Consider the following 22,461-nt stretch of genomic DNA (forward strand, 5'->3'; position numbering starts at 1 on the left):
GAAGCATTATAAGTTATAAAAATGATAAGACTAAGAAATCCTCTTCTCTTTATTATATTATGTGTATTCGCCGTAGCCTGTCGGATGGGTACGGGGGAGAATACGCTATTGCATAATGAGGAGAATGGGATTTCCATAGTTCGCTATGATAAGCTGCTGAACGAGTATGTGCGTTCCAATAGTTTCTCCGCTCTGCAAAAAATGAATATGGAGTACCGTCAGCCTACCAAGATTTTGATTGAAGAGGTTCTTGGGTTGGGGCAGGTTAATGATGATACCATTTCTTTGCGGCTTCGGACTTTTTATTCGGATACTACTTTGCTTCGACTGATGGCAGATGTGGAAGCTCGTTTCCCTGATCTGGAAGATGTAGAGAAAGGGTTGACCAAAGGTTTTGAAAGACTGAAGAAAGAGGTTCCCGATATCAAAATCCCAAATGTCTATTCACAAATTTCGGCATTCAATGAATCGGTAGTTCTTTCGGATACTTTACTTGGCATTAGTCTGGATAAGTATATGGGGGAGGATTATCCTTTATATAAACGTTTTTATTACGATTATCAGTGCCGTTCTATGCGACCTGACCGCATTGTGCCCGATTGTTTTGTATTCTATCTGATGAGTAAGTATCCTTTTCCTTTTCAGGAAGGAAGTTGTCTGCTCGATATGATGTTGCATTCTGGTAAGATAAATTATGCAGTGCAAAAAATACTGGGATATCGTTCTACAGGTGAGGCTATGGGCTATGGCGATGCAGAAGAAAAGTGGTGCAAGGAGAACGAAAGGAATGTATGGGAGTATATGCTGGCAAATCAGCATCTCTATGCACGTGATCCGATGATAGTGCGTAAGTATATGAAACCTGCACCGTTTACTGCCTTCTTTGGTGAGAATGCTCCGGCATTGATTGGTACCTGGATGGGTACATGTATTGTTTCTTCGTATATGAAAAAGCATAAAGATGTCAGCTTACAGCAATTGCTGGAGACTACTGACTATCATCGTATGCTACAAGAATCAGGTTATAAATAATAGAATAATGTGCCAATATGCCAATGTGCCAATTACCATTCGGCATATCTTCGTTAAATATAGCGCAGCCAATTGGCACATTGGCATATTAGCATATTGGCACATTATTTAATTCATTATTTCTCATGGAAACTGCTCTTTATCTCATTCCTGTAACTTTGGGTGATACTACTATCGAGTCCGTATTGCCTTCTTATAATAAAGAAATCATTCTTGATATCCGTCATTTTATCGTTGAAGATATTCGTTCGGCGCGTCGCTTTCTGAAGAAAGTAGACCGGGAGATTGATATTGATACTCTGACATTTTATACGTTGAATAAGCATACTTCTCCTGAAGACATTTCCGGCTATCTGAAACCGTTGATTGGGGGAGCTTCTATGGGAGTGATTTCGGAAGCTGGTTGTCCGGCTGTCGCAGATCCGGGGGCGGATGTTGTTGCCATTGCTCAGCGCAAGAATCTGAAAGTAGTTCCGTTGGTAGGACCTTCCTCGATTATACTTTCTGTGATGGCTTCTGGTTTTAATGGACAAAGTTTTGCATTCCATGGCTATTTACCTATCGAACCAACCGAACGCGTAAAGAAAATAAAGATGCTTGAGCAACGTGTCTATGCTGAGCACCAGACGCAGCTTTTTATTGAGACGCCTTATCGCAATAACAAAATGGTTGAAGATATTTTGCAGAACTGTCGTCCGCAGACCCGGCTTTGCATTGCTGCCAATATAACTTGTGAAGGCGAATACATTCGCACTAAAACAGTGAAAGAATGGAAAGGAAAGGTTCCCGAACTATCTAAAATTCCCTGTATTTTTCTCTTATACCAATAATATCTTTCAAGTGTTCGTACTCTTCTTCAAAGCATTTACTGAAGAAGTTACGTTCTAAATTTTGTTCTATCTGCTGGAACTGCCAAAGCTTTCCACCTTTAAATTGCGGATTGCAAAGGATAGAGTCATCTTCTATATCAAGAACAAAAAGATAGACGAGCCTGTTGGTCACGGCATTTTCAAAGTGATACATGATGCTGAATGTCGGTTTCAATCCGTTGATACCAGGAAAGGTATTGTGTAAAATTCTTCGACAACCTTCGGCAAGTGATTCTCCGAAGCCGAGGTAACATTCCATTGGAATATCCATTTTACCTCTATCCAACGTAGCTGTTTGAGGGCGTTCACAAAGAAATAGTTTTCCGTGCGAGGCCACTGCGATACGTATCACCGGATTGATATAGCTATTTTTATTATTAAGAGCTTCCAGCGCCGGACTCTTCCCTATCACATCTCCCTGAGTATTGACAATGGGTACGTATTCGGTATGCGCCATCAACTTATTGAAGTAATGGATGCTGATCTGGTTGAAGATAATAGCCAAAACAAAAATGGCGGGAGGAAGGAGATTGAATATGATCCACTTTGCCGGATTTTCAAGAGGGTGTACGAAAAATATTCCCAGACTAATGGCGATAAAGTGTAACACTCCCAGTATCAATACGATGTGTGCAGATACAATGGCTGATTCTGCACCTTGGGCAAACAGACGTTTGGAACAAATCTCTTTCTTTTTCAAGAAATAATTGATGAATCTTTTTTTATGCAGGTAAAGAATCAGCATCGGGATAAGAATGCTTACCTCCACTGTCATTGGCAGAGCGCCGGGAGGAACATAGTCACCTGGAATTAACGCTGCTATGGTTAGTAATACCAGGGTGGCTGTAGAAATGTAAAGGATAAAGTTAGGAATCCGCACTCCCTTACGATGCATTGAACAATACGAATAAAGTAATCCGATACCTGTTCCGATATAGATTGCAGTGTCTTGCGTTATAAATTCGCATAAAACTATGGAAATGATAACGGGGATGTATCCCAATGACATGTTAAATGCGGAAGACAATATTCCTTTATGACTCATTTTAGTATACATTTTGTCTGTTTCCTATAAAACAAACTAATATGGCTTAAAGTTGAGGGTTGAAAGTTAAAATTTGCTCACATGTTTTTCCGCATGATAGGAAGAACGTACGAGCGGAGCGCTTTCTACCTGCTCAAAGCCTTTCTCCAGTCCGATTTTCTTATATGCGGCAAATTGTTCGGGAGTGACGTATTCTGCTACCGGATAGTGCCGATGGCTGGGTTGCAGGTATTGTCCGATGGTGAGAATTTTACATCCGGCCGCCAAAAGGTCATCCATGAGTTCTTCTACTTCTGCCGGAGTTTCTCCCAACCCTGCCATGATGCCACTTTTTGCGGTAGTGTTACTACTGGCTATCCGGTGGATAACTTTAAGGCTGGTATCATAGTTGGCTGCACTGCGTACCAACGGACTGATACGTCGTACGGTTTCCATATTGTGTGAAATGATTTCCGGATGCGCCGAAATAATAGGATCTATTAATTCCATCCGTCCCTGAAAATCGGGTATCAGTACTTCAAGAGTTGTTTCCGGGTTTATTCTTTTTATTTCGGTGATGGTACGTACCCAGTGGGCAGCTCCAAGGTCGGGGAGGTCGTCACGATCCACGGAGGTTACTACGGCATGCGATAACTTCATTAGTGCGATGGATTCTGCTACATGCGTTGGTTCGTTGACATCCAGCGGGAGCGGGCGACCGGTTTGTGTATTGCAGAACTTACAACTACGGGTGCAGATGTCACCGGCTATCATAAAAGTAGCTGTACCTTTTCCCCAGCATTCTCCCATGTTCGGACAACGGCCACTGCTACAAATGGTGTGCAAACAGTGACTTTCTACAATACGCTTTGTTTCTGTGTAACGTGCATTGGCACCGATATTTATCTTCAGCCATTCGGGCTTTCTCATTGGATGTATGATTTATGGTTTGAGAGTTATGATTTATGAATTAGGAAGGTGTGTCAAGAGTAAAATCAGCCATTATTAGAACGCGGATTAACGCTAATTTACGCAAAGATTAAGTTAAATCTGCGCTGATCTGCGTTAATCTGTGTTTCTAAAGTTACATATTGATAGCTTGATCCGGCTTTTGACACCCTCATAATTCATTACTTTATAGGTTATTTAAAAAGAAATTGGTCAGTTTCGTGTACAAGTGTTGGCGGGTATTGCCACCATAAATACCATGATTACGATTGGTGTAGACCTGCATGTCGAATTGTTTATCCAGTTGTACCAGATGTTCGGCATATTCGGCACAATTCTGGAAATGAACATTATCATCTGCCATACCATGTACCAATAGGAGATTACCGTGTAGTTTATCGGCACGTGTAAAAGCAGATGCAGCTTTGTATCCTTCTGCGTTTTCCTTTGGCGTGCGCATAAAGCGTTCTGTATAGATGGTATCATAGAATTTCCAGTCGGTTGGTGCAGCCACAGCTACCCCTGCTTTGAATACCGGAGTTCCTTCGCTCATACTCATTATTGCCATGTATCCGCCGTAACTCCAGCCCCAGATGCCAATGCGGTTTTTATCCACATAAGGGAGTGTACCCAGATATTTGGCTGCTTCCACCTGATCTTTGGCCTCTTTTACACCCAGGTTCAGGTAAGTACTTTTTTGAAATTCTGTACCACGTCCACCGGTACCACGTCCATCTACACAAGCAACGATGTAACCTAAACTTGCCATATAGGTTTCCCAGCTGATGGCGAAGTTATCCAACACCTGTTGTGATCCCGGACCGCTGTACTGATACATTAGTACCGGATACTTTTTGGATGCAGAGAAGTCTGCCGGTTTCATCATCCAGCCGTTTAATTCTACTCCTTGGGAAGTCTTAAACTTGAAGAATTCTTTCTTGGGAAGTGCTACTTGTGCCAGTTTTTGTTTAAGTGCATTGTTGGCTTCCAATGTTTTCAGCGTCTTACCTTCGTTGTCATTCAAGGTGATAACAGCCGGAGTGTCAAGGTTGGTGTATGTATTGATGTAGTATTTCATTGTGGGGCTGAACAAAGCACTGTTCATACCTGCTTTTTGAGACAGCTTGGTCTTTTTACCTTTACGGTCTATTTTGTAAACAGCTTGTTGCATAGGGCTTTCTTCGTTGCTGATGAAGTAGAAACTACCATCGGCCTCGTCATATCCCAGAAACGATTCTACTTCATGAGCACCTTTAGTCACTTGCTTTACCAAGTTCCCTCCCATGCTGTACCAATAGAGGTGCGGGTATCCGTCTTTATCGCTGAGGAAACTGAAGTTTTCGGGGTAGAACTGAATATTGTCGAATACGTTTTCGCTGATATAATAGGGTGATTCATCGCGCAATGCCAGTTTGCAAACAGTTGAACGCGGATCGGCAAAGTACATGTCGAAACGATTCTGATGACGGTTCAGCGTCATGATGGCAAGCTTGTTAGGGTCTTGCGTGAAACGGATACGAGGGATGTATCCGTCGGCATCCAATGGCAACTTCATCGTGCGGGTTACTTTTGATTTGATATCGAAAGTACGTACTTCTACCTTGGAGTTCGGATATCCGGCTTTCGGATATTTGTAAGTGTATTCTCCCGGATAATCTTCCAGCCCGTTGATGCGCGGTGATTCTCCGGCAAAGAGTGGGAACTGGTACGAAGGAACTTCCGTTTCATCAAAACGGATAAAAGCCAGCATTGAGTTGTCGGCACTGAATTCGAGTGCCCGGTTAAATCCGAACTCTTCTTCATATACCCAGTCGGGAATGCCATTGAGTACTGCATTCTGTTTGCCGTCTTCCGTCACCTGGCTCTCACTGTTTCCATAGAGTGTTTTTACCAGAAAGATGTTGTTATCCCGTACAAAAGCAATCATTGTTCCATCAGGAGAAAAAACGGGGGCTTGTTGAGGGCCCCCGTCAGAAAGCCGTTCAATAATGTTGTTTGTCGTTACCCCTTTATCATTACGTTTCAAGGGATATAAGTAATGTACGGCTGTATATGAACGCCTGTAAATGGGCGTTGTTTCAGTTGCGATAAGCAGTTTGGACCCATCCGGAGAAAACTGATAACTGTCAAAGTGTTTGAAATCACACTCGCGGGCTTTGGCCACGTCGAAGATTACTTCTACAGGTTCTCCTGTTTTGAAAGAGTATTTGGTGATTTGGGTACCTTCGTCATTCATCTGTGTGTAGTGCTCACCGTTGGGCATTGGGACTACGTTCCGAATGCTTGCCGGACGATATTTACCGGAAGTTATATCCTTCAGGTCGAGTTTTTTACTACCTTGTGCCATACCTGCCACGCAAGCAAGGAAAAGTAGAAGGGTAAGGGTTATCTTTTTCATTATTTCTTAGTTTTTGCTTCTTATTCCTGCAAAGTTAGTAATAAACTGAAATTCGTCAAAGAAAGGATACTTTTTTATCTATCGTTCGCCAGTACTCGTTATCTTTATTAATTCCCTTTTACAGATTTTATTATAGTAAGGCATATTGGTGTTCTGTTAGAGGTTTCGTCCGGTTAGTTGTAATCGAATGTATTGAAGGTCGTAGTGCTTCTTTGTTTTAGATGTACATGTAAAGCAGTACGACATGTACATGTGGAGCAGTACGACATGTGCATGTGGAGTAGCTTTACATGTACATCTAAAACAATGTTCCCCGGTGAGAGAGGGAATCTTCACCGGTGACCTAACCAACGAACGTCGCTGAATGTATGCCGGAACGAGTGAATCTTGTCATTCTCCCCTAACAGATTGGCTGAACGAGGAGCAGATTTCTTTCTTTATTTCCCTGTTTCGCCGGATATACTCCTGTATTCATCGATTTTGGGACGGAAATAAACGGTAAAGTGTTCCCGAAAGTCCCTGAACAGTTTATCTTTGCAACATCAAATAGTAAAGCTCGAAAACGTATCATCGAATTAAAATAGAAAATAGAATTATGGAAAAGAAATCTACATCTCCTTCGGGATTGACGGGCAGGCAATTGGTGGCCAGCATTTTTATAGTCTCCGGAATTATGCTGTTGGGTCGTAATCTGGGATTTATTCCCAATGATTTATTTCGTATCGTTGTATCCTGGCCGATGCTTTTGATTGTGTTGGGTGCCTATTCGATTCTTCGCCGTCAGATGTTCACCGGATTGATCTTGTTTGTGGTTGGTCTTTGTTTCATTATGCCCCGTCTGGGGTGGTTGCCCTGGATGCCCGTCAATGCGAGTGCAGTGCTTTGGCCTGTTGTATTGGTATGTTTGGGCATCTTCTTCTTTTATCGTCCCAATCGTCATAAAGAGTGGAAAACGCGGGGCGAACAGACTTTTGGTAATAAGCAGACTAGTTCGGCCGATGGTTTTGTGCGCTCGGACAATGTATTCGGAGGCGTAAAGCAGGTAGTGCTTGATGAGGTATTCAAGGGGGCAACGATCCGTAATACTTTTGGTGGGACTGTGCTCGACTTGCGGCGTACGAATATATCCGAAGGGGAAACCTACATTGAAGTAGAATGTAATTTTGGTGGGATAGAAATTTATGTGCCTCTCGACTGGCGGGTTGATTTACAAGCCAATGCTTTTCTGGGAGGTTGCGAAGATAAACGTATTCCGGGAGTAAATATAGACCAAAGCCGCAGCCTTGTAGTAATGGGAAATGTCTCTTTCGGAGGAGTAGAAATTAAAGGCTGATAAACGAAGATGCAAGCACATCCTATAATGGAATCTTCCCGACGATGGATACCTGTTTTATTGATGGTATTAGTTGCAATAGGGGTACAGGCATGGCTGTTGACAGCTTATGCCGGTGTTGGCTTATTGTCTGCACTTGTGGACGGAGCGGTTTCAGTAGGACTGTTTTGTGGCTTGGCTTATTTATCATGGTTTGTTATCGGTTTTGTATCATCGGTGCAAACAGAAATAATAGTATCAGTATTGGCGATACTCTTTTGGCTGGCTGGCGGATTTGCTTTGCAGGGATGGATCGAGACGATGGCCGGAAGTTCTTATTTGCCTTTTGCCGATACTCTGCCGTTCCGGGTACTGGTTGGTGCATTGTGCTGGACGAATGTAATGATGTGGTACAAATATTACTCCTTGCAGGCACTTCGTCTTCCTGCCGAGGAAATAGCGGAAGTTGAAGACCGGCAAAATGAAGAAGAAGCTGCGGACACTTCTTCTCAATCAGTGGAAGAGTATCTGGATCGCATCACAGTAAAGGATGGAGCGCGTATTCATCTGGTTGCAACGAATGACTTAATTTATGTTCAGGCGTGTGGAGATTATGTCACATTATTTACTCCTGAAGGGCAGTTCGTAAAGGAGCTGACAATGAAGTATCTTGAAAAACATCTGCCTGCAACCCAATTCGTACGGGTACATCGATCTACCATCGTAAACGTGACGCAAATACTACGTGTAGAACTTTTCGGGAAAGAGACTTACAGATTGCTGCTAAAGAACGGAGATAAACTCCGGGTGAGCCTTTCCGGTTATAAGCTGCTGAAAACACGATTAGACTTGTAGTATTCCCTGGATTTTCTTATGTTTGTTCTCTCTAAGCAACGAAGCATATGACTGAGCAACCTTTATACAACGAATTTCCGCAGTTTCTGAGGCGTTATTTCCCTTATAAAGTACAGAAAATATCCCTGAATGCCGGTTTTACCTGCCCCAATCGGGATGGAACCAAGGGGCAGGGAGGTTGCACGTATTGCAACAATCAAACGTTTAATCCGGAATACTGCCGGACCGAAAAAACGGTTTCCGTACAGTTAGAAGAGGGGAAACAGTTCTTTGCCCATAAATATCCTTCGATGAAATACCTTGCCTATTTCCAAGCATACACCAACACTTATGCCGGACTCGAAAGTTTAAAGCGGAAATATGAAGAGGCACTGAGTGTTGACGGGGTGGTAGGACTTGTCATCGGCACTCGTCCGGATTGTATGCCGGAGGATCTTCTTCGTTATCTTGAAACACTCAACCGCCAGACTTTTCTTCTTGTGGAGTACGGCATTGAAACTACTTGTGATGAAACGCTGAGGCGCATCAACCGGGGGCATACTTATGCCACTACTGTGGAGGCGGTACAACGTACAGCCGGTTGTGGTATTCTTACTGGCGGGCATGTGATTTTAGGACTCCCGGGAGAGTCTCATGATGCTATTGTGGCGCAAGCCGGCGTGCTTTCGGAATTACCGCTTACCACTTTGAAAATGCATCAGCTACAGTTGATCCGTGGTACGCGTATGGCTCACGAATATGAACAAAACCCTTCTGATTTCCACCTTTTTAATGATGTGAACGAATATATAGATCTTGTAATAGATTATGTAGAACATCTGCGTCCCGATCTTGTCATAGAGCGCTTCGTCTCACAATCTCCCCGTGAATTACTAATAGCTCCCGACTGGGGATTAAAAAATTATGAATTTACAGCCCGAGTTCAAAAAAGAATGAAAGAAAGGGGGGCATATCAAGGCAAGAGATACGGAGTTACGAAAAAAAAAGTATCTTTGCAGGACAGAATGAATAATGATCGATAAATAATGATTAATGTTTGATGATCAATGCCATGTACATAATAGTACAGCCCATTGATCATTAAACATTGATCATTAAACATTAATCATTAAACATTAATCATTAATCGTTAATCATTAAACATTAATTTTAAGATGGAACAGAAAACAAGAATTAAAGGAAACGTCCACTATGTAGGAGTAAACGACCGTAACAAACATCTCTTTGAGGGGATGTGGCCGCTGCCATACGGAGTTTCATATAACTCTTATCTGATTGATGATGAAATGGTAGCTTTGGTCGATACAGTAGATATCTGCTATTTTGAGGTTTTTCTTCATAAAATAAAGCAAGTAATTGGTGACCGTCCTATTAACTACTTAATTATAAATCATATGGAACCGGATCATTCGGGCTCCATCCGGCTGATCAAACAACATTATCCTGATATCGTAATTGTAGGCAATAAGCAAACCTTCGGAATGATTGAGGGCTTCTATGGGGTAACAGGTGAACAATATCTGGTGAAAGATGGTGACTTCCTTGCGCTTGGAAAACACAAACTTCGTTTTTATCTCACTCCAATGGTGCATTGGCCGGAGACAATGATGACTTTTGACGAAACAGATGGTATTCTTTTCTCCGGAGATGGATTTGGTTGCTTTGGTACCTTGGACGGTGGCTTCCTTGATACCCGTATTAATACGGATCATTATTGGGATGAAATGGTGCGTTACTATTCTAATATAGTGGGAAAATATGGTAACCCCGTACAAAAGGCTTTGCAAAAACTGGGCGGACTGCCTATCTCTGTAATTTGCTCTACTCATGGTCCGGTGTGGACTGATAACATTCCGAAGGTAATAGGTGTTTATGATAAGCTGAGTCGTTATGATGCCGATGAGGGTGTGGTCATTGCCTATGGAAGTATGTACGGCAATACCGAGCAAATGGCCGAAGCTATTGCTGCGGAACTATCGGCACAAGGTATTAAAAATATCGTGATGCATAACGTAAGCAAGACCAATGCGTCTTATATTCTGGCAGATATCTTTAAATATAAAGGATTAATCATTGGTTCACCGACATATAGTAACCAGATATTCCCGGAAATAGAGTCTTTACTTTCGAAGATATTGATACGCGAGCTGAAAGGGCGTTATCTTGGTCTGTTTGGTTCTTTTACCTGGGCAGGTGCTGCCGTGAAGCGTATGGCTGAATTTGCTGAAAAGAGCAAGTTTGAAGTAGTGGGAGATCCGGTAGAGATGAAACAGGCAATGAGAGACATTACCTACGCGCAGTGTGAAAATCTGGCACGGGCAATGGCGGAACGTTTAAAGAAGAACTAAGGGAGGAATTATAGAGTTATAAAGTTGTAAGGCTATAAGGTTATGGAGTTGTAGAGTTATAAATTAGCAATTTAACCCTTCTGTCTATTTACCACCCTGCAATCCTGTAACTCCATAACCCTATAACATTATTACTAACCGATTAAAAATATAAACTTATGAGATTAATTATTCAGCCGGACTATCAGTCCGTTTCTTCATGGGCAGCACATTATGTTGCCGCTAAAATTAAGGCAGCCAATCCTACAGCAGAGAAACCATTCGTATTGGGATGTCCTACAGGTTCTTCTCCTCTGGGTATGTACAAAGGACTTATTGATTTGAATAAGAAAGGTATTGTTTCTTTTGAGAATGTAGTCACTTTCAATATGGACGAATATGTAGGATTGCCGAAAGAACATCCGGAAAGTTACTACTCTTTCATGTGGAATAATTTCTTCAGTCATATTGATATCAAACCGGAAAACACGAATATCCTTAATGGAAACGCTGCTGACCTGGATGCTGAATGTGCCCGTTATGAAGAGAAAATAAAGTCATATGGTGGTATAGATCTTTTTATGGGTGGTATCGGACCGGATGGACACATTGCATTCAATGAGCCGGGATCATCACTGACTTCACGTACCCGTCAGAAAACGTTGACTACAGATACAATCATTGCTAATTCACGCTTCTTTGACAACGATATCAATAAAGTGCCTAAGACTGCTTTGACGGTAGGTGTAGGGACTGTATTGTCTGCAAAAGAAGTAATGATTATCGTGAATGGTCATAACAAAGCTCGTGCGTTGTATCACGCAGTAGAGGGAGCTATCACTCAGATGTGGACAATCAGTGCATTACAGATGCATGAGAAAGGTATCATCGTTTGTGACGATGCTGCTACAGAAGAACTGAAAGTAGGAACATATCGCTACTTTAAAGATATCGAAGCCGATCATCTGGATGCAAAATCTTTGATTAAATAAGATTTAGAAGTTAAAAATTAAAAGCTGCGCAGTAGGAATTATTTATCCACTGCGCAGCTTTAATTTTTAGTATTCCAGCTTTAATTCTCTTCCAGTATTCCTTTGGCCTGCCGGATTATTTCTGGACTTCCTTCTGTACAACTAACTACTGTTGACGGTTCTATTCCTCCTATTCCTCCGTCAATCACGAGGTCTACTATCTCTCCGAACTTTTCATCTATCAGTTCCGGATCTGTTGCATATTCCAGGTCTTCATGTGCTTCGTGCGGTAGAGTCGTTGTCATAATCGGTGCATCAAGCAAGCGGGCTATCTCACGAATGATATTGTTATCCGGCATACGGATACCTACTTCTTTCCTGTTTCGAAAGATCTTGGGAAGCCGGTTTGTTCCGTTCAGAATAAAGGTGAATGGTCCGGGCAAATTACGTTTCATCAGTTTGAACGTATTATTATCAACTTTCGCGTATTCACTGATACTGCTCAGATCATAACAGATAATAGAAAGATTATTCTTACGCGGATCAATCTCTTTGATACGGCAAATACGTTCAATGGCACGCTCTTTCAATCCATGACAACCAATTGCATACATCGTATCGGTAGGATAGATGATGAGGCCGCCATCATTCAAAATATCCACCACCTGTTGCAGGTCCTGTGGATTATTATTCTTTTCGTAAAGTTTCAGAAGCATGATAAGTAGTGGTTAGTGGTTAGTGATAAGTGGTTAGTGATAAGTGGTTAGTGATTAGTGATAAGTGAATAGTGGAAGAATCAATGGTGATTAGTGAGTTATGTCACTACACCGCATGGCACTAATCACTAATCACTAATCACTAACCACTAATCACTAATCACTAACCACTATTTTAGTTTTTTCTTTAAAAAGTCCAGTGCTTTTTCAGCAGCTTTTTCTTTTACTGCCTCTTTCAGGTCCTCTTTATTATTTGTAGCGGCAGAGTCCAGTCCCAATTTCTTTCCTAACTCACTGATTGCTTTATCAGCTACGGCTTCTACCGCCTGGTTTGCCATACTCTTAGTGTCAATAGACACTTTGGGTGAAGTAAACGATCCTCCGATTTTCAGGTCGAGTGTTGTTAACTTGGCAAGGTCACCTGCAGAAGCGGGCAGTTTGATTTTACCAGAATAGTCTATTGTCTGATCCAATCCTGTACTTCCGGAGAGGTTCATTACATAGTCGCCCAGTTTGATGTCAAATGGCTGTGTTGCCACTCGTCCGTCTTTGATGGTGAAATCCAACGTCATATCTTTAACCTTCATCTCCTTCAAATCCGGTTTATTCACGGCTTCGGCTATTTGGTCAATCACCTTTACTCCGCTCAGACTGAGGTCTTTGGTAGAAAGGCTTCCGTTACCCTGCATTGTTTCGAGTACAGGACTCATAGCGGCATCCAGGATGGTTTGTACCTTCATACTACCGGAGAAGTTTCCTTTTAGATTTTCGAAGATAGGTGCGAGTTGTTGCACCATATCAAGCTCTTTGTATGTCTGGGCAAAGCTCAATCCATTGAGTTTGAATCCTGCATTCATCTCCGGCTTTTTAACATCAGCCGTAGAGTAATAGCCGTTCATAACCACATTGCCACCCATCGTGTTCATAGAAAGATTCTTCATATCCACTTTCCCGTCTTTAACGACCAACTTTCCGTTCATATTAGTGAAAGCCATCTTATCAAACAGTACCTCTTTCAGATTGGCATCCATTTGGAAATCAATATTACGGGGCACTTCAATGATACCACTTATACTATCTGCCGGAGCAGTTGTCACCTGTGTAACGGTATCTGCTGTGGCTGTCATGAAATCATTCAGGTTAAGATGATTGGAGCGGATATTGAGCGTCCCTTTCAATGTTGTTCCTTTCAGTGCGTAACCCAGATAGTTTTCAAAACGGCTATCAGCAGTCAGATCGTTCTTACCGATATTGACAGTTGTTTCGCTTAGTTGCAGGTACTTGGGAGTGAAAGTAAAGAGTGACTTGTGGATATCTATATCCGGCATATCCTTCATCTTCAGTTTCATTGAGGTGAGTCCGATTGTTCCGGAAGCCTGTACACGTTCATACTGTTCTTTTTCGATGTACGACATTTTTCCGGCGAGCTGCATGTCTGCATTGATAGTACCGTTTAGTTCCATATCCTCCAATGGGTATACCTGTTTGATCATGCCCAGATTGAGTACTCCTTTTGCTTCAGCATGAAAGTCCGGATCACTGATCGGTGTTTTTATCTCGGCTGTCACACTGAATGGGTTTCCGGCAAGTCGGAAACTAAACGGGCGAATACTCACTGTGGTGAGGTCAATAGCTCCTCCCGGATTTTTAATTTCTGCATTGATGTTAATCTGATCTACACCTGCCGGGAGAGAAGGATAACGGAACATGGCGTCTTTCACTGTCATTGCTACATTGAACTGGGGTACAATGCTGTCACCTGCCATCGTACCTTTTATGTCGGCAGAAAGTGTGGCAATACCCTCTGTCTTTAAGCCTTCAAAATCTTTGGCATAAATGGCAGGGATCAGAGATAGAATTTCTTTGAACCCTACTTCGTTGGTGTTCAGTTTAAGGTCCATATCTATGGCAGGATCTTTCAGGGCTACCCAACCATCGATACCTGCTTTGATGGCATTCAACCGGAATTCATTCTCTTTCAATGTATATTTATTGTTGGCAAGATCGGCATCTACATCCATTTTCGCATAAATATTGGCATTAGAAAGGAAGGGGATGCCGTTCATCTTATAGGTAAGCGCTTCCGTTTCTGCTTCCAATTGTAAGGTTGTACGATCGCTTCCCAGGTCTCCGGAGCAAAGTGCATTCAGATTACGGATATCTGCATACATATTTGCCTGACGGTCATCGTATATGAGATTCATATTTTTGATGACAAACTGTTGAAGTTGTATCTTAAACGGAGAACTGCTTGGCTCTTCTGCGGTATCGGTAACTGTACTATCGGGCTTCATTACGTCCCAATTGGGCCGGCCATCTGCAAGTACAATGGCGTGTAGCCGGGTGTCTGTTATCTGTACTTTAGAAATGTCATAACCGCTATCTCCGAAAAGAGAGAAAAGGTTGATAGCGGCTGTTACTTCACCCGCTTGTACGAGAGTGTCTTTTTCAAATTCACCAACACCGCGCAACCAGAAATCATTAAGAGTAACTGATGCCTTGGGGAAATTACGAAACAGACTAATATCCAGACTACGGAAATCAAACTGTGCATTAAGCATTTTATTTCCTTCTGTTTTTACTATGCTTTCTATCTTACCGCGGAAAGCAAAAGGAAGAATAAGCATCAGCAGCAGGAGTACTCCTAATGTGATTGCTGTAATTTTCAGACCTTTTTTCATATTTGCAGGTTTTTGATTAAACGTATTGAGATAGCAAAGCTACTGATTTTTTTTCATTTATCAGTCTGTGACTTATGAATTTAAGTCACAGACTGATAAATTTGAGATGGAGAAAAACTGTATTGTATCTATGCAAGCGAGATTTTTGCTACTATCTTCGTACCGACGCCTGTGTGAGATGTCAATTCAAACGTACCCTTGATAGATTGGATACGCTGTGCTATGGTATGCAACCCGATTCCTTTTGTTTTCTTTTCAGTATCGAATCCTTTACCGTCATCTTCTATTGTAATAGAGAGTTGATGATCTTCAAGTTTCAGTTCTACTGATATTTTGTGGGCCGAAGCGTATTTTATTGCATTGTTAATAGCTTCCTGGGTTATTCTGTAGAATTCAAAACCAATCTCTGAAGGGATATTGTTCCAATCCGTGCCCGGAGTTGATCGGTACTCAGCTTTTGTTTTTTCAGGCAGATTGAGGTGAGTTATGAAATCTTCCAGCATTTCGTCCAGTGTTGCATATTGAAATGTGGGAGGCATCAGTTCATGTGAAACTGTACGGACCCGATTGCGAATTTCTGTCAGCGTCTCTACTATCGTTGGTGTTGCACCCTCTTGCTCTTTATACTGTGCCCGTATTTGTATTTCAAGCGCCATAAGATTGTTACATACATCATCGTGAAGTTCGGTTGCCAGTCGTTCCCGTTCTGCCTCCAGACCTTCAAGATAAGATTGTACATGACGTTGTTTGGATTCATTGAGAATGGTTTGAAACTCGTTTTCTTTTTCTTCCAGTTTGGATTTTTGGAGTTCGATCATTAAATCTGCTTCCTGTTGTTTTAGTTCTGCAATTTGCAATAAATGAGCATTCATCTTTTGACGTGAACGATGACGAATCACTAACAGGATAATAGTGATTAATGCCAGTATTATCATTCCTATTGCAAGCAGGTTGACACGTTTTCTTTGTTCATTGAGTACTGAAAGCTGTTTCACACTACGTTCAGCTTGATCCAAATTATACTTCACACGCAGTGTGTTTATTTCTTTGCGATTATTTTTATCGTTTAAACGAGTGGCATAATCAATGGATTTACGCTCTGCTGCCAGTGCTTTATCATAAAGTTTCTGTTCCTCATATATTTGAGCTAATATTTGATAGGAAGAACTGATGGATTCATCATAATTAATTTTCTTCTCTTCACTCAGCGTCTCTAATTTTTGTAATCCTGCCAATAAGTTCTTTTCTGCCTTTGGATAATCTTTTAGATAGAAAGAGATAGTCCCCGAAATAAAAAGGATCCGGGCGTCTGAATCTAATAACTTTGGATTTATAAGCTTTTGTCCTGTGGCTAAACATTTTTGTGCTTCTGCTATTTTCCCTTGCAAACAATAAATAAGTGCTTGCGAGAGATAATTATCGGCAATTTGGTATCCTACATCGTACGGATTATCTGTTGTGTTGTAAATATCGAATGCCAGATTGTTGTAGATAGCAGCAGAATCTAAATAAGCTGTGTTTTCCGTGTTTATGTAATGCGCATAATAATACTGTGATTGTACAGTTAGTTTTAAAATATGCTGAAAGGGGAAATCAACAGGAGAGTGCTCCATATCTTTCATCAATTCGGCTAATCCTTTTTCATCTCTCCACAGGATGTAGATTGTAGACAAATCATAATATACATCTGTCAGGATACTTGGCTTTTGCTCATTCTTATTAAAATATTCAGCAGCCTTATAATAATTCTTTTGAGCTTCTACAAAATCTGTTTGTGCCATATAATAATTACCTGCAACAAAATGCATCATGCCGGAGATATTATTGTTGGCGAATTTTCCGTCATAAATAAATGCACTGTCCAGATAATTTTTAGCGATTTCCATATGACTCAACTGGGTTCTGAAGAGAGAGATAATGGAATATAAACGCGTTACAACAGCTTTATCTTCCAGATTTTTTGCTTCCGGAATTAGCTGTTTCATTATTTCAATCTGATGCTCACGCGAAAGGTACTCTATATCTCCGGTCATGTAATATCGTTCTAACAGAGGAATAGATTTGTCTTTCATGATAGTCATGATGGAATCATACTGTTGCTGTTCTTTATTTTGTGCATGAACGGTGAAAAGCAAGAGGATACTGAGACAAAGAAGTATTAATCTCTTCATAATAAATGTATTTAAGTCTGTGTTAAAAAGGAATCTAAGAATCTTTTTGAATACTTGTTTCTTATTGTATTTTTGTGTTGATATAATCCAGTATTTCAGTTTCCTGTTCAGGGTGAAACCATTGTATCTCTTCGTCCCGCTTGAACCATGTCATTTGTTTGCGTGAGTAGATACGCGAATTTTGTTTTATCTTTTCGATGGCAAAAGGTAGTTCCCAGGTACCATCCAGATAATTGAACATTTCTTTGTATCCCACGGTGTTGAGTGAGTTGAGAGTACGGTAGGGATATACGCTTCGGGCTTCTTCAAGCAATCCTTCTTCTATCATGATATCTACCCTGCGGTTGATACGGTCGTAAAGTTCGGCACGGTCACGGGTTAGTCCTATCTTGATAATGCGAAAAGGACGTTGTTTTTTTTGTTGCGTACGAAAAGATGTATAGGTTTTCCCTGTCATGTAACAGATCTCGAGCGCATGAATCACGCGTTTAGGATTCTTTAGGTCTACTATCCTGTAATATTCGGGGTCTAATAGTTTTAGTTCAGCACAGAGCTTTTCGAGCCCTTCTGTTTCATACCTCTGTAACATCAGTTCGCGGGTTTCTGTATCTACAGTGGGGATGTCGTCAATACCTTTACAGATAGCGTCTATGTACATCATAGAGCCTCCGGTAAGGATGACAGTATCATATTGGCGGAATAGATTGTCGAGTGTGGCTAATGCTTCTTCTTCATAACGGGCGGCACTGTAATAATCAGTCAGTTTTAAAGTGCCTACCAGATAATGAGGTACACGATTGAGTTGATCTGAGGTAGGAGCTGCTGTACCTATCTTTAAATCGGCATAGAGTTGTCTTGAGTCAGCAGAAACAATACACGTGTGGAAGTGTTCCGCCAACCGGAGACTAAGTTCTGTTTTTCCAACGCCGGTAGGGCCTATGAGGACTATAAGAGCAGTCATTATTTTAGTTGAAAGTTGATAGTTGACAATTGACAGTTACTATGCAGTGTACAGCTGCTAACTGTCAATTGTCAACTATCAATTGTCAATTGATTAAAGTTTTTCTTCTTCAAATGTTCCTGCATCTGCTGCACCGCCACCCATGTCAAAACCATCGGCATCAAAGTCTTCCAGATCAAAATCCTGATCGCCATAAAAGTTTTCGTCCAGATCGAGTGAACCAGTACTGGCAGTCATTTCCTCAAAGTCCATAATTTGTTTAGGAGCTTCTCCGGACTTTTTAGTACATTTGGCACCTTGCATATCTTTACCGGTAATGATTTCTGATAGTTCGATAAAGAAACAACGTTCTGTCATGTAGTCAAATACATACAGCAATTTTTGCTTCTCATCTTCAATTAGCTCGCTCAGAGTAGTATCTTTCATTACCCAGCTATCCATCTCAGGATTGTCGTCCATCTCCTCCAAAGTGATTTCTTTTTCTTTCTCCCAATCGTCGTCACAAAGGAAGAATGAGGTCATCTGGTCATTGGTGTAACCTGTTGATTTTAGTATTGCTTCATGGAAGTCATAAAATGTTGCTTCCGGATCAATCTGTATTTCTCTGATAAAATTATCTACTTCATCAGATATGATTGTAAATCTGTATATCATAATGTTATAAAGTTATAGAGTTTTAATGTTATCGGGTTATGATGTTATAAAGTTATAGTGCTATAATTATTATAGTGAATATAATGTATATAATGGTTCTATAACTCCATCATTTTATAATATCATAACCTTATAACTTATTTTATAATTCCACGTTCTGAATTACGAATAAAGCCTACGATATATTCAATTTCCGGGCTCATTGGAACATCTGTCTCTATTTTTGCCAATGCGTCTGTGATATTCAGTCCGCTTTGGTAAATGATGCGGTAGGCATTGTGAATGTTTTCTATTACTTCGTTGCTAAAACCACGACGGCGCAGGCCGATGATATTAATGCCACTATAAGTAATTGGTTCACGTCCGGCAATAATGTAAGGAGGGATATCTTTACTGAAACGGCTTCCTCCTTGTATCATTACATATCCGCCTACACGGCAAAATTGATGCATCAACACGGCACCACTGATAATTGCGTTGTCATCAATAATGATTTCTCCTGCCATTTTCGTAGAGTTGCCGATGATGCAGCCATTGCCAATAATAGCATCATGTGCTACATGTACTCCTTCCATTAGCAGGTTATTATTACCTACTATTGTTTTACCTTTGGCTGCAGTACCGCGATTGACTGTTACATTCTCACGAATGATATTGTTATCACCAATTTCGGCTGTGGTTTCTTCACCACGAAACTTGAGATCCTGTGGGATAGCACCAATCACAGCACCCGGAAAAATGGTATTTCCGTTACCGATTCGAGAACCGTATAGAATGTTGGCATTGGGCATAACGGTATTGTTATTACCAATGACCACATTTTTGTCAATGTAAACAAAAGGACCAATCTCTACGTTTTCCCCGATCTTAGCCTCGGGATGAATATACGCTAAGGGACTTATCATAATTAGTTGAGAGTTGAGAGTTGAAAGTTGAGAGTTGAAACAAATAGTATTTCAACTCCTGGTTTCAATTCAGTAATTATTTGTTTTTTACTATTTGAGCCATAAATTCCGCTTCGCATACTACTTTTTCACCCACAAATGCGTACCCCTTCATTGTAGAGATACCACGACGAATAGGAGCAAGTAATTCTACACGGAAGATAAGGGTATCACCGGGTACTACTTTCTGACGGAATTTCACGCCATCTATTTTCATGAAATAGGTAGAGTAACGGTTCGGTTCGTCTACAGAGTTGAGCACAAGCAGACCGCCAATTTGCGCCATTGCTTCTATCTGAAGAACACCCGGCATTACAGGTTCTTCGGGGAAGTGGCCTTGAAAAAATGGTTCGTTGGAAGTGACGTTCTTGATACCTACGATATAGTTAGCGCCGATCTCGATAACCTTATCTACTAACTGGAACGGATAACGATGAGGAAGTAGTTCGCGGATACGATTTACGTCCATGATCGGTTCTTCGTCACAATTGTATATGGGGGCCTGTATTTCGTGCAAGCGAATTTCTTTACGCATCTGGCGGGCGAACTTATTGTTGATGGTATGTCCCGGACGGGTAGCTATGATACGGCCTTTAATAGGTTTGCCGATGAGGGCAAGATCACCAATAACATCCAAGAGTTTGTGACGGGCACATTCATTAGCCCATACCAATGGTTTGTGATTAATGTATCCCAGTTGTTCGGCATCCATGTGGGGAACTCCCATTACGTCTGCCAGTTTATCATAGTTTTCCTGTGACATCTTACGTTCGTAAATAACGATAGCATTGTCCAGGTCACCACCTTTAATTAGTCCGGCCGAGAGAAGCGGTTCGATTTCGCGAACAAATACGAAAGTACGGCTGGCAGCTACTTCGTCTTTGAACTTGGCCATGTCTTCCAGTGTAGCAAACTGATTAGGAATGATAGTGGAATCATAAGAAACCAGTACATTCAGACTGAAGTTTTCGTCTGGCAATACAATAATGGATGAGCCGGTTTCTTCATCACGGAATTCAATTTTTGATTTAATGATATAAAAGTCTTTTACAGCACTTTGTTCTTCTGTTCCGACTCTTTCAATTTCTTGTACGTAATATTGTGCACTACCGTCCAGAATAGGGAACTCCGGACCATTTACCTGAATGAGGCAGTTGTCGATGCCTAAGGCGTAGAGTGCTGCCATTCCATGTTCAACGGTGCTTACTTTTACTCCATTCTTAGACAATACAGTACCCCGGGTTGTTTCTGTTACGTTGTCTGCTACAGCGTCGATGGTGGGATGTCCTTCTAAATCAATACGTTGTATTTTATACCCGTGATTATCGGGGGCAGGATTAAACGTTACAGTCAGGTCAAGACCAGTGTGAAGACCTTTTCCTCTCAGTGAAAAGCTATCTTTCAGAGTTTTTTGTTTCAGCATTGGTTACTTATTTAATAGTTGTTGTTTTAGTTCGTCAAGCTCTTTACGCAGACTATTTACTTCTTTCTGCAGTTCTGGCAATTTTTTTTGTATGATGAATGACTTGAAGTACTGCTTTGGTTCTACAGGAGGAGTACCTATCAGCAGGCTACCGGCTTTGATATCTCCCGGTACACCCGATTGTGCGCCAAGGTTCACTTTGTCACCTATCTTGATGTGTCCTGCGATACCTACTTGTCCGCCAAACATACACCATTCTCCTATCTTTGTGGATCCGGCAATGCCCACTTGAGCTGCCATTACAGTGTGAGAACCTATTTCGTCATTATGAGCTACTTGTATCAGATTGTCCAGCTTAACACCGCTATGTATTACGGTAGCTCCCATTGTGGCGCGATCTACACAGGTATTGGCACCTATATCTACTTTGTCTTCAAGGATTACAATTCCGATCTGAGGGATTTTTTCATACCCTTGCGGGGTGGGGGCGAAACCGAAACCATCTGCACCAATAACCGCACCGGAATGCAGAACACATTCGTTACCGATATGGCAATCATGGTATACATTTACATTCGAATAAAGGGTACAATTGGTGCCTATTTTCACACCATCACCTATATAAGTATGTGGATAGATTAAGGTATTGTCTCCGATAATGGCATTCTCGCCAATGTAGGCAAATGCTCCGATATATACATTTTCGCCGATATGGGCACTTGGAGAAACAAATGCCAGTGAATCAATACCATGCTTCTTTGGTTTACTCATTTCATAGAGATTGAGCAATTTAGCAAGACTTTCATAGGCGTTATCCACTTTGATTAGTGTGGTCTTTATATCATGTTCCGGTTCAAAATCTTTGTTCACCAGTACAATACTGGATTGTGTCTCATATATATAAGATGTATATTTCGGATTGGACAGAAATGAAATCGCTCCGGGTATTCCTTCTTCTATTTTAGCGAACGTATGTACGGTTGCGTTTTCATCTCCTATAATTTCACCTTGGATAAATGCTGCAATTTGCTTAGCCGAGAACTCCATGTCTTTACTCTATTATTATATGATTTTTTTCCGTTTTTAATATATCAAATAGAGGCTACATTTGCACGTATATCTCTATCAGAGCACAAATAACGGACTTTTTTTTTATATTTCCTTACTCTTTAATG

At 41.3% G+C, this 22,461-nt stretch carries 18 protein-coding genes; 7 read left to right on the top strand and 11 right to left on the bottom strand.

The features are described 5' to 3' along the window. Positions 1-24 precede the first annotated feature (24 nt). Positions 25-1,032 carry a gliding motility lipoprotein GldB gene (locus HCG69_RS05910; RefSeq protein ID WP_221649342.1) on the top strand — a complete coding sequence of 336 codons (1,008 nt, stop codon included), beginning with the start codon at positions 25-27 and terminating at the stop codon, positions 1,030-1,032. 125 nt (positions 1,033-1,157) lie between these two features. Further along, positions 1,158-1,862 (top strand): SAM-dependent methyltransferase, encoded by a 705-nt coding sequence (locus HCG69_RS05915; protein WP_221649279.1) that lies wholly within the window; start codon positions 1,158-1,160, stop codon positions 1,860-1,862. Here HCG69_RS05915 and HCG69_RS05920 read toward each other — a convergent pair. The 3 genes from HCG69_RS05920 to HCG69_RS05930 form a co-directional block, all read right to left on the bottom strand. Beyond that, a complete protein-coding gene (locus HCG69_RS05920; protein WP_221649280.1) occupies positions 1,828-2,946 on the bottom strand; it encodes a hypothetical protein in 1,119 nt (372 codons plus the stop codon). The genes HCG69_RS05915 and HCG69_RS05920 overlap by 35 nt on opposite strands. 66 nt (positions 2,947-3,012) lie before the next feature. After that, positions 3,013-3,855 carry a lipoyl synthase gene (lipA, locus tag HCG69_RS05925; protein WP_255585471.1) on the bottom strand — a complete coding sequence of 281 codons (843 nt, stop codon included), beginning with the start codon at positions 3,853-3,855 and terminating at the stop codon, positions 3,013-3,015. 205 nt (positions 3,856-4,060) lie between these two features. Further along, positions 4,061-6,271, bottom strand: coding sequence for a S9 family peptidase (locus tag HCG69_RS05930; RefSeq protein ID WP_221649281.1), 2,211 nt, complete (start codon positions 6,269-6,271; stop codon positions 4,061-4,063). 595 nt (positions 6,272-6,866) lie between these two features. On the opposite strand from HCG69_RS05930, the gene HCG69_RS05935 reads away from it, so the two are divergent. From HCG69_RS05935 to nagB, 5 genes are all read left to right on the top strand, one after another. After that, positions 6,867-7,604: a LiaI-LiaF-like domain-containing protein gene (locus tag HCG69_RS05935; RefSeq protein ID WP_221649282.1), complete on the top strand. Its 738-nt coding sequence runs from the start codon at positions 6,867-6,869 to the stop codon at positions 7,602-7,604. A gap of 9 nt (positions 7,605-7,613) precedes the next feature. After that, a complete protein-coding gene (locus HCG69_RS05940; RefSeq protein WP_221649283.1) occupies positions 7,614-8,438 on the top strand; it encodes a LytTR family DNA-binding domain-containing protein in 825 nt (274 codons plus the stop codon). A gap of 47 nt (positions 8,439-8,485) precedes the next feature. Then, the gene (locus tag HCG69_RS05945) at positions 8,486-9,460 is read left to right on the top strand and encodes a TIGR01212 family radical SAM protein (RefSeq protein WP_221649284.1); all 975 of its coding nucleotides are present in this window, start codon (positions 8,486-8,488) and stop codon (positions 9,458-9,460) included. A gap of 132 nt (positions 9,461-9,592) precedes the next feature. Beyond that, positions 9,593-10,786, top strand: coding sequence for an FprA family A-type flavoprotein (locus HCG69_RS05950; protein WP_221649285.1), 1,194 nt, complete (start codon positions 9,593-9,595; stop codon positions 10,784-10,786). Positions 10,787-10,944: 158 nt separating this feature from the next. Continuing rightward, a complete protein-coding gene (gene nagB, locus HCG69_RS05955) occupies positions 10,945-11,757 on the top strand; it encodes a glucosamine-6-phosphate deaminase (protein WP_195349152.1) in 813 nt (270 codons plus the stop codon). Positions 11,758-11,837: 80 nt separating this feature from the next. Here nagB and HCG69_RS05960 read toward each other — a convergent pair whose 3' ends face one another. The 8 genes from HCG69_RS05960 to lpxD form a co-directional block, all read right to left on the bottom strand. Further along, complete coding sequence (locus HCG69_RS05960; protein WP_196039631.1) at positions 11,838-12,452, bottom strand: L-threonylcarbamoyladenylate synthase; 615 nt, start codon at positions 12,450-12,452, stop codon at positions 11,838-11,840. Positions 12,453-12,622: 170 nt separating this feature from the next. Then, entirely contained in the window at positions 12,623-15,133 is a 2,511-nt protein-coding gene (locus HCG69_RS05965; RefSeq protein ID WP_221649286.1) for an AsmA-like C-terminal region-containing protein, read from the bottom strand. Positions 15,134-15,261: 128 nt separating this feature from the next. Next, positions 15,262-17,304: a sensor histidine kinase gene (locus HCG69_RS05970; RefSeq protein WP_221649287.1), complete on the bottom strand. Its 2,043-nt coding sequence runs from the start codon at positions 17,302-17,304 to the stop codon at positions 15,262-15,264. A 61-nt stretch (positions 17,305-17,365) separates the two neighbouring features. Next, positions 17,366-18,265, bottom strand: coding sequence for a tRNA (adenosine(37)-N6)-dimethylallyltransferase MiaA (gene miaA / locus HCG69_RS05975; RefSeq protein WP_221649288.1), 900 nt, complete (start codon positions 18,263-18,265; stop codon positions 17,366-17,368). 93 nt (positions 18,266-18,358) lie between these two features. Then, complete coding sequence (locus HCG69_RS05980) at positions 18,359-18,919, bottom strand: hypothetical protein (RefSeq protein ID WP_221649289.1); 561 nt, start codon at positions 18,917-18,919, stop codon at positions 18,359-18,361. 137 nt (positions 18,920-19,056) lie between these two features. Then, a complete protein-coding gene (lpxA, locus tag HCG69_RS05985; protein WP_221649290.1) occupies positions 19,057-19,824 on the bottom strand; it encodes an acyl-ACP--UDP-N-acetylglucosamine O-acyltransferase in 768 nt (255 codons plus the stop codon). A gap of 76 nt (positions 19,825-19,900) precedes the next feature. After that, positions 19,901-21,286, bottom strand: a complete 1,386-nt coding sequence (locus tag HCG69_RS05990; RefSeq protein WP_221649291.1) for a bifunctional UDP-3-O-[3-hydroxymyristoyl] N-acetylglucosamine deacetylase/3-hydroxyacyl-ACP dehydratase — start codon at positions 21,284-21,286, stop codon at positions 19,901-19,903. 3 nt (positions 21,287-21,289) lie between these two features. Then, positions 21,290-22,333 (bottom strand): UDP-3-O-(3-hydroxymyristoyl)glucosamine N-acyltransferase, encoded by a 1,044-nt coding sequence (gene lpxD / locus HCG69_RS05995; protein ID WP_221649292.1) that lies wholly within the window; start codon positions 22,331-22,333, stop codon positions 21,290-21,292. Between the last annotated feature and the right edge of the window lie 128 nt (positions 22,334-22,461).

The sequence above is a fragment of the Bacteroides sp. K03 genome (assembly GCF_019734355.1).
Classification (GTDB): Bacteria; Bacteroidota; Bacteroidia; order Bacteroidales; family Bacteroidaceae; genus Bacteroides; species Bacteroides nordii.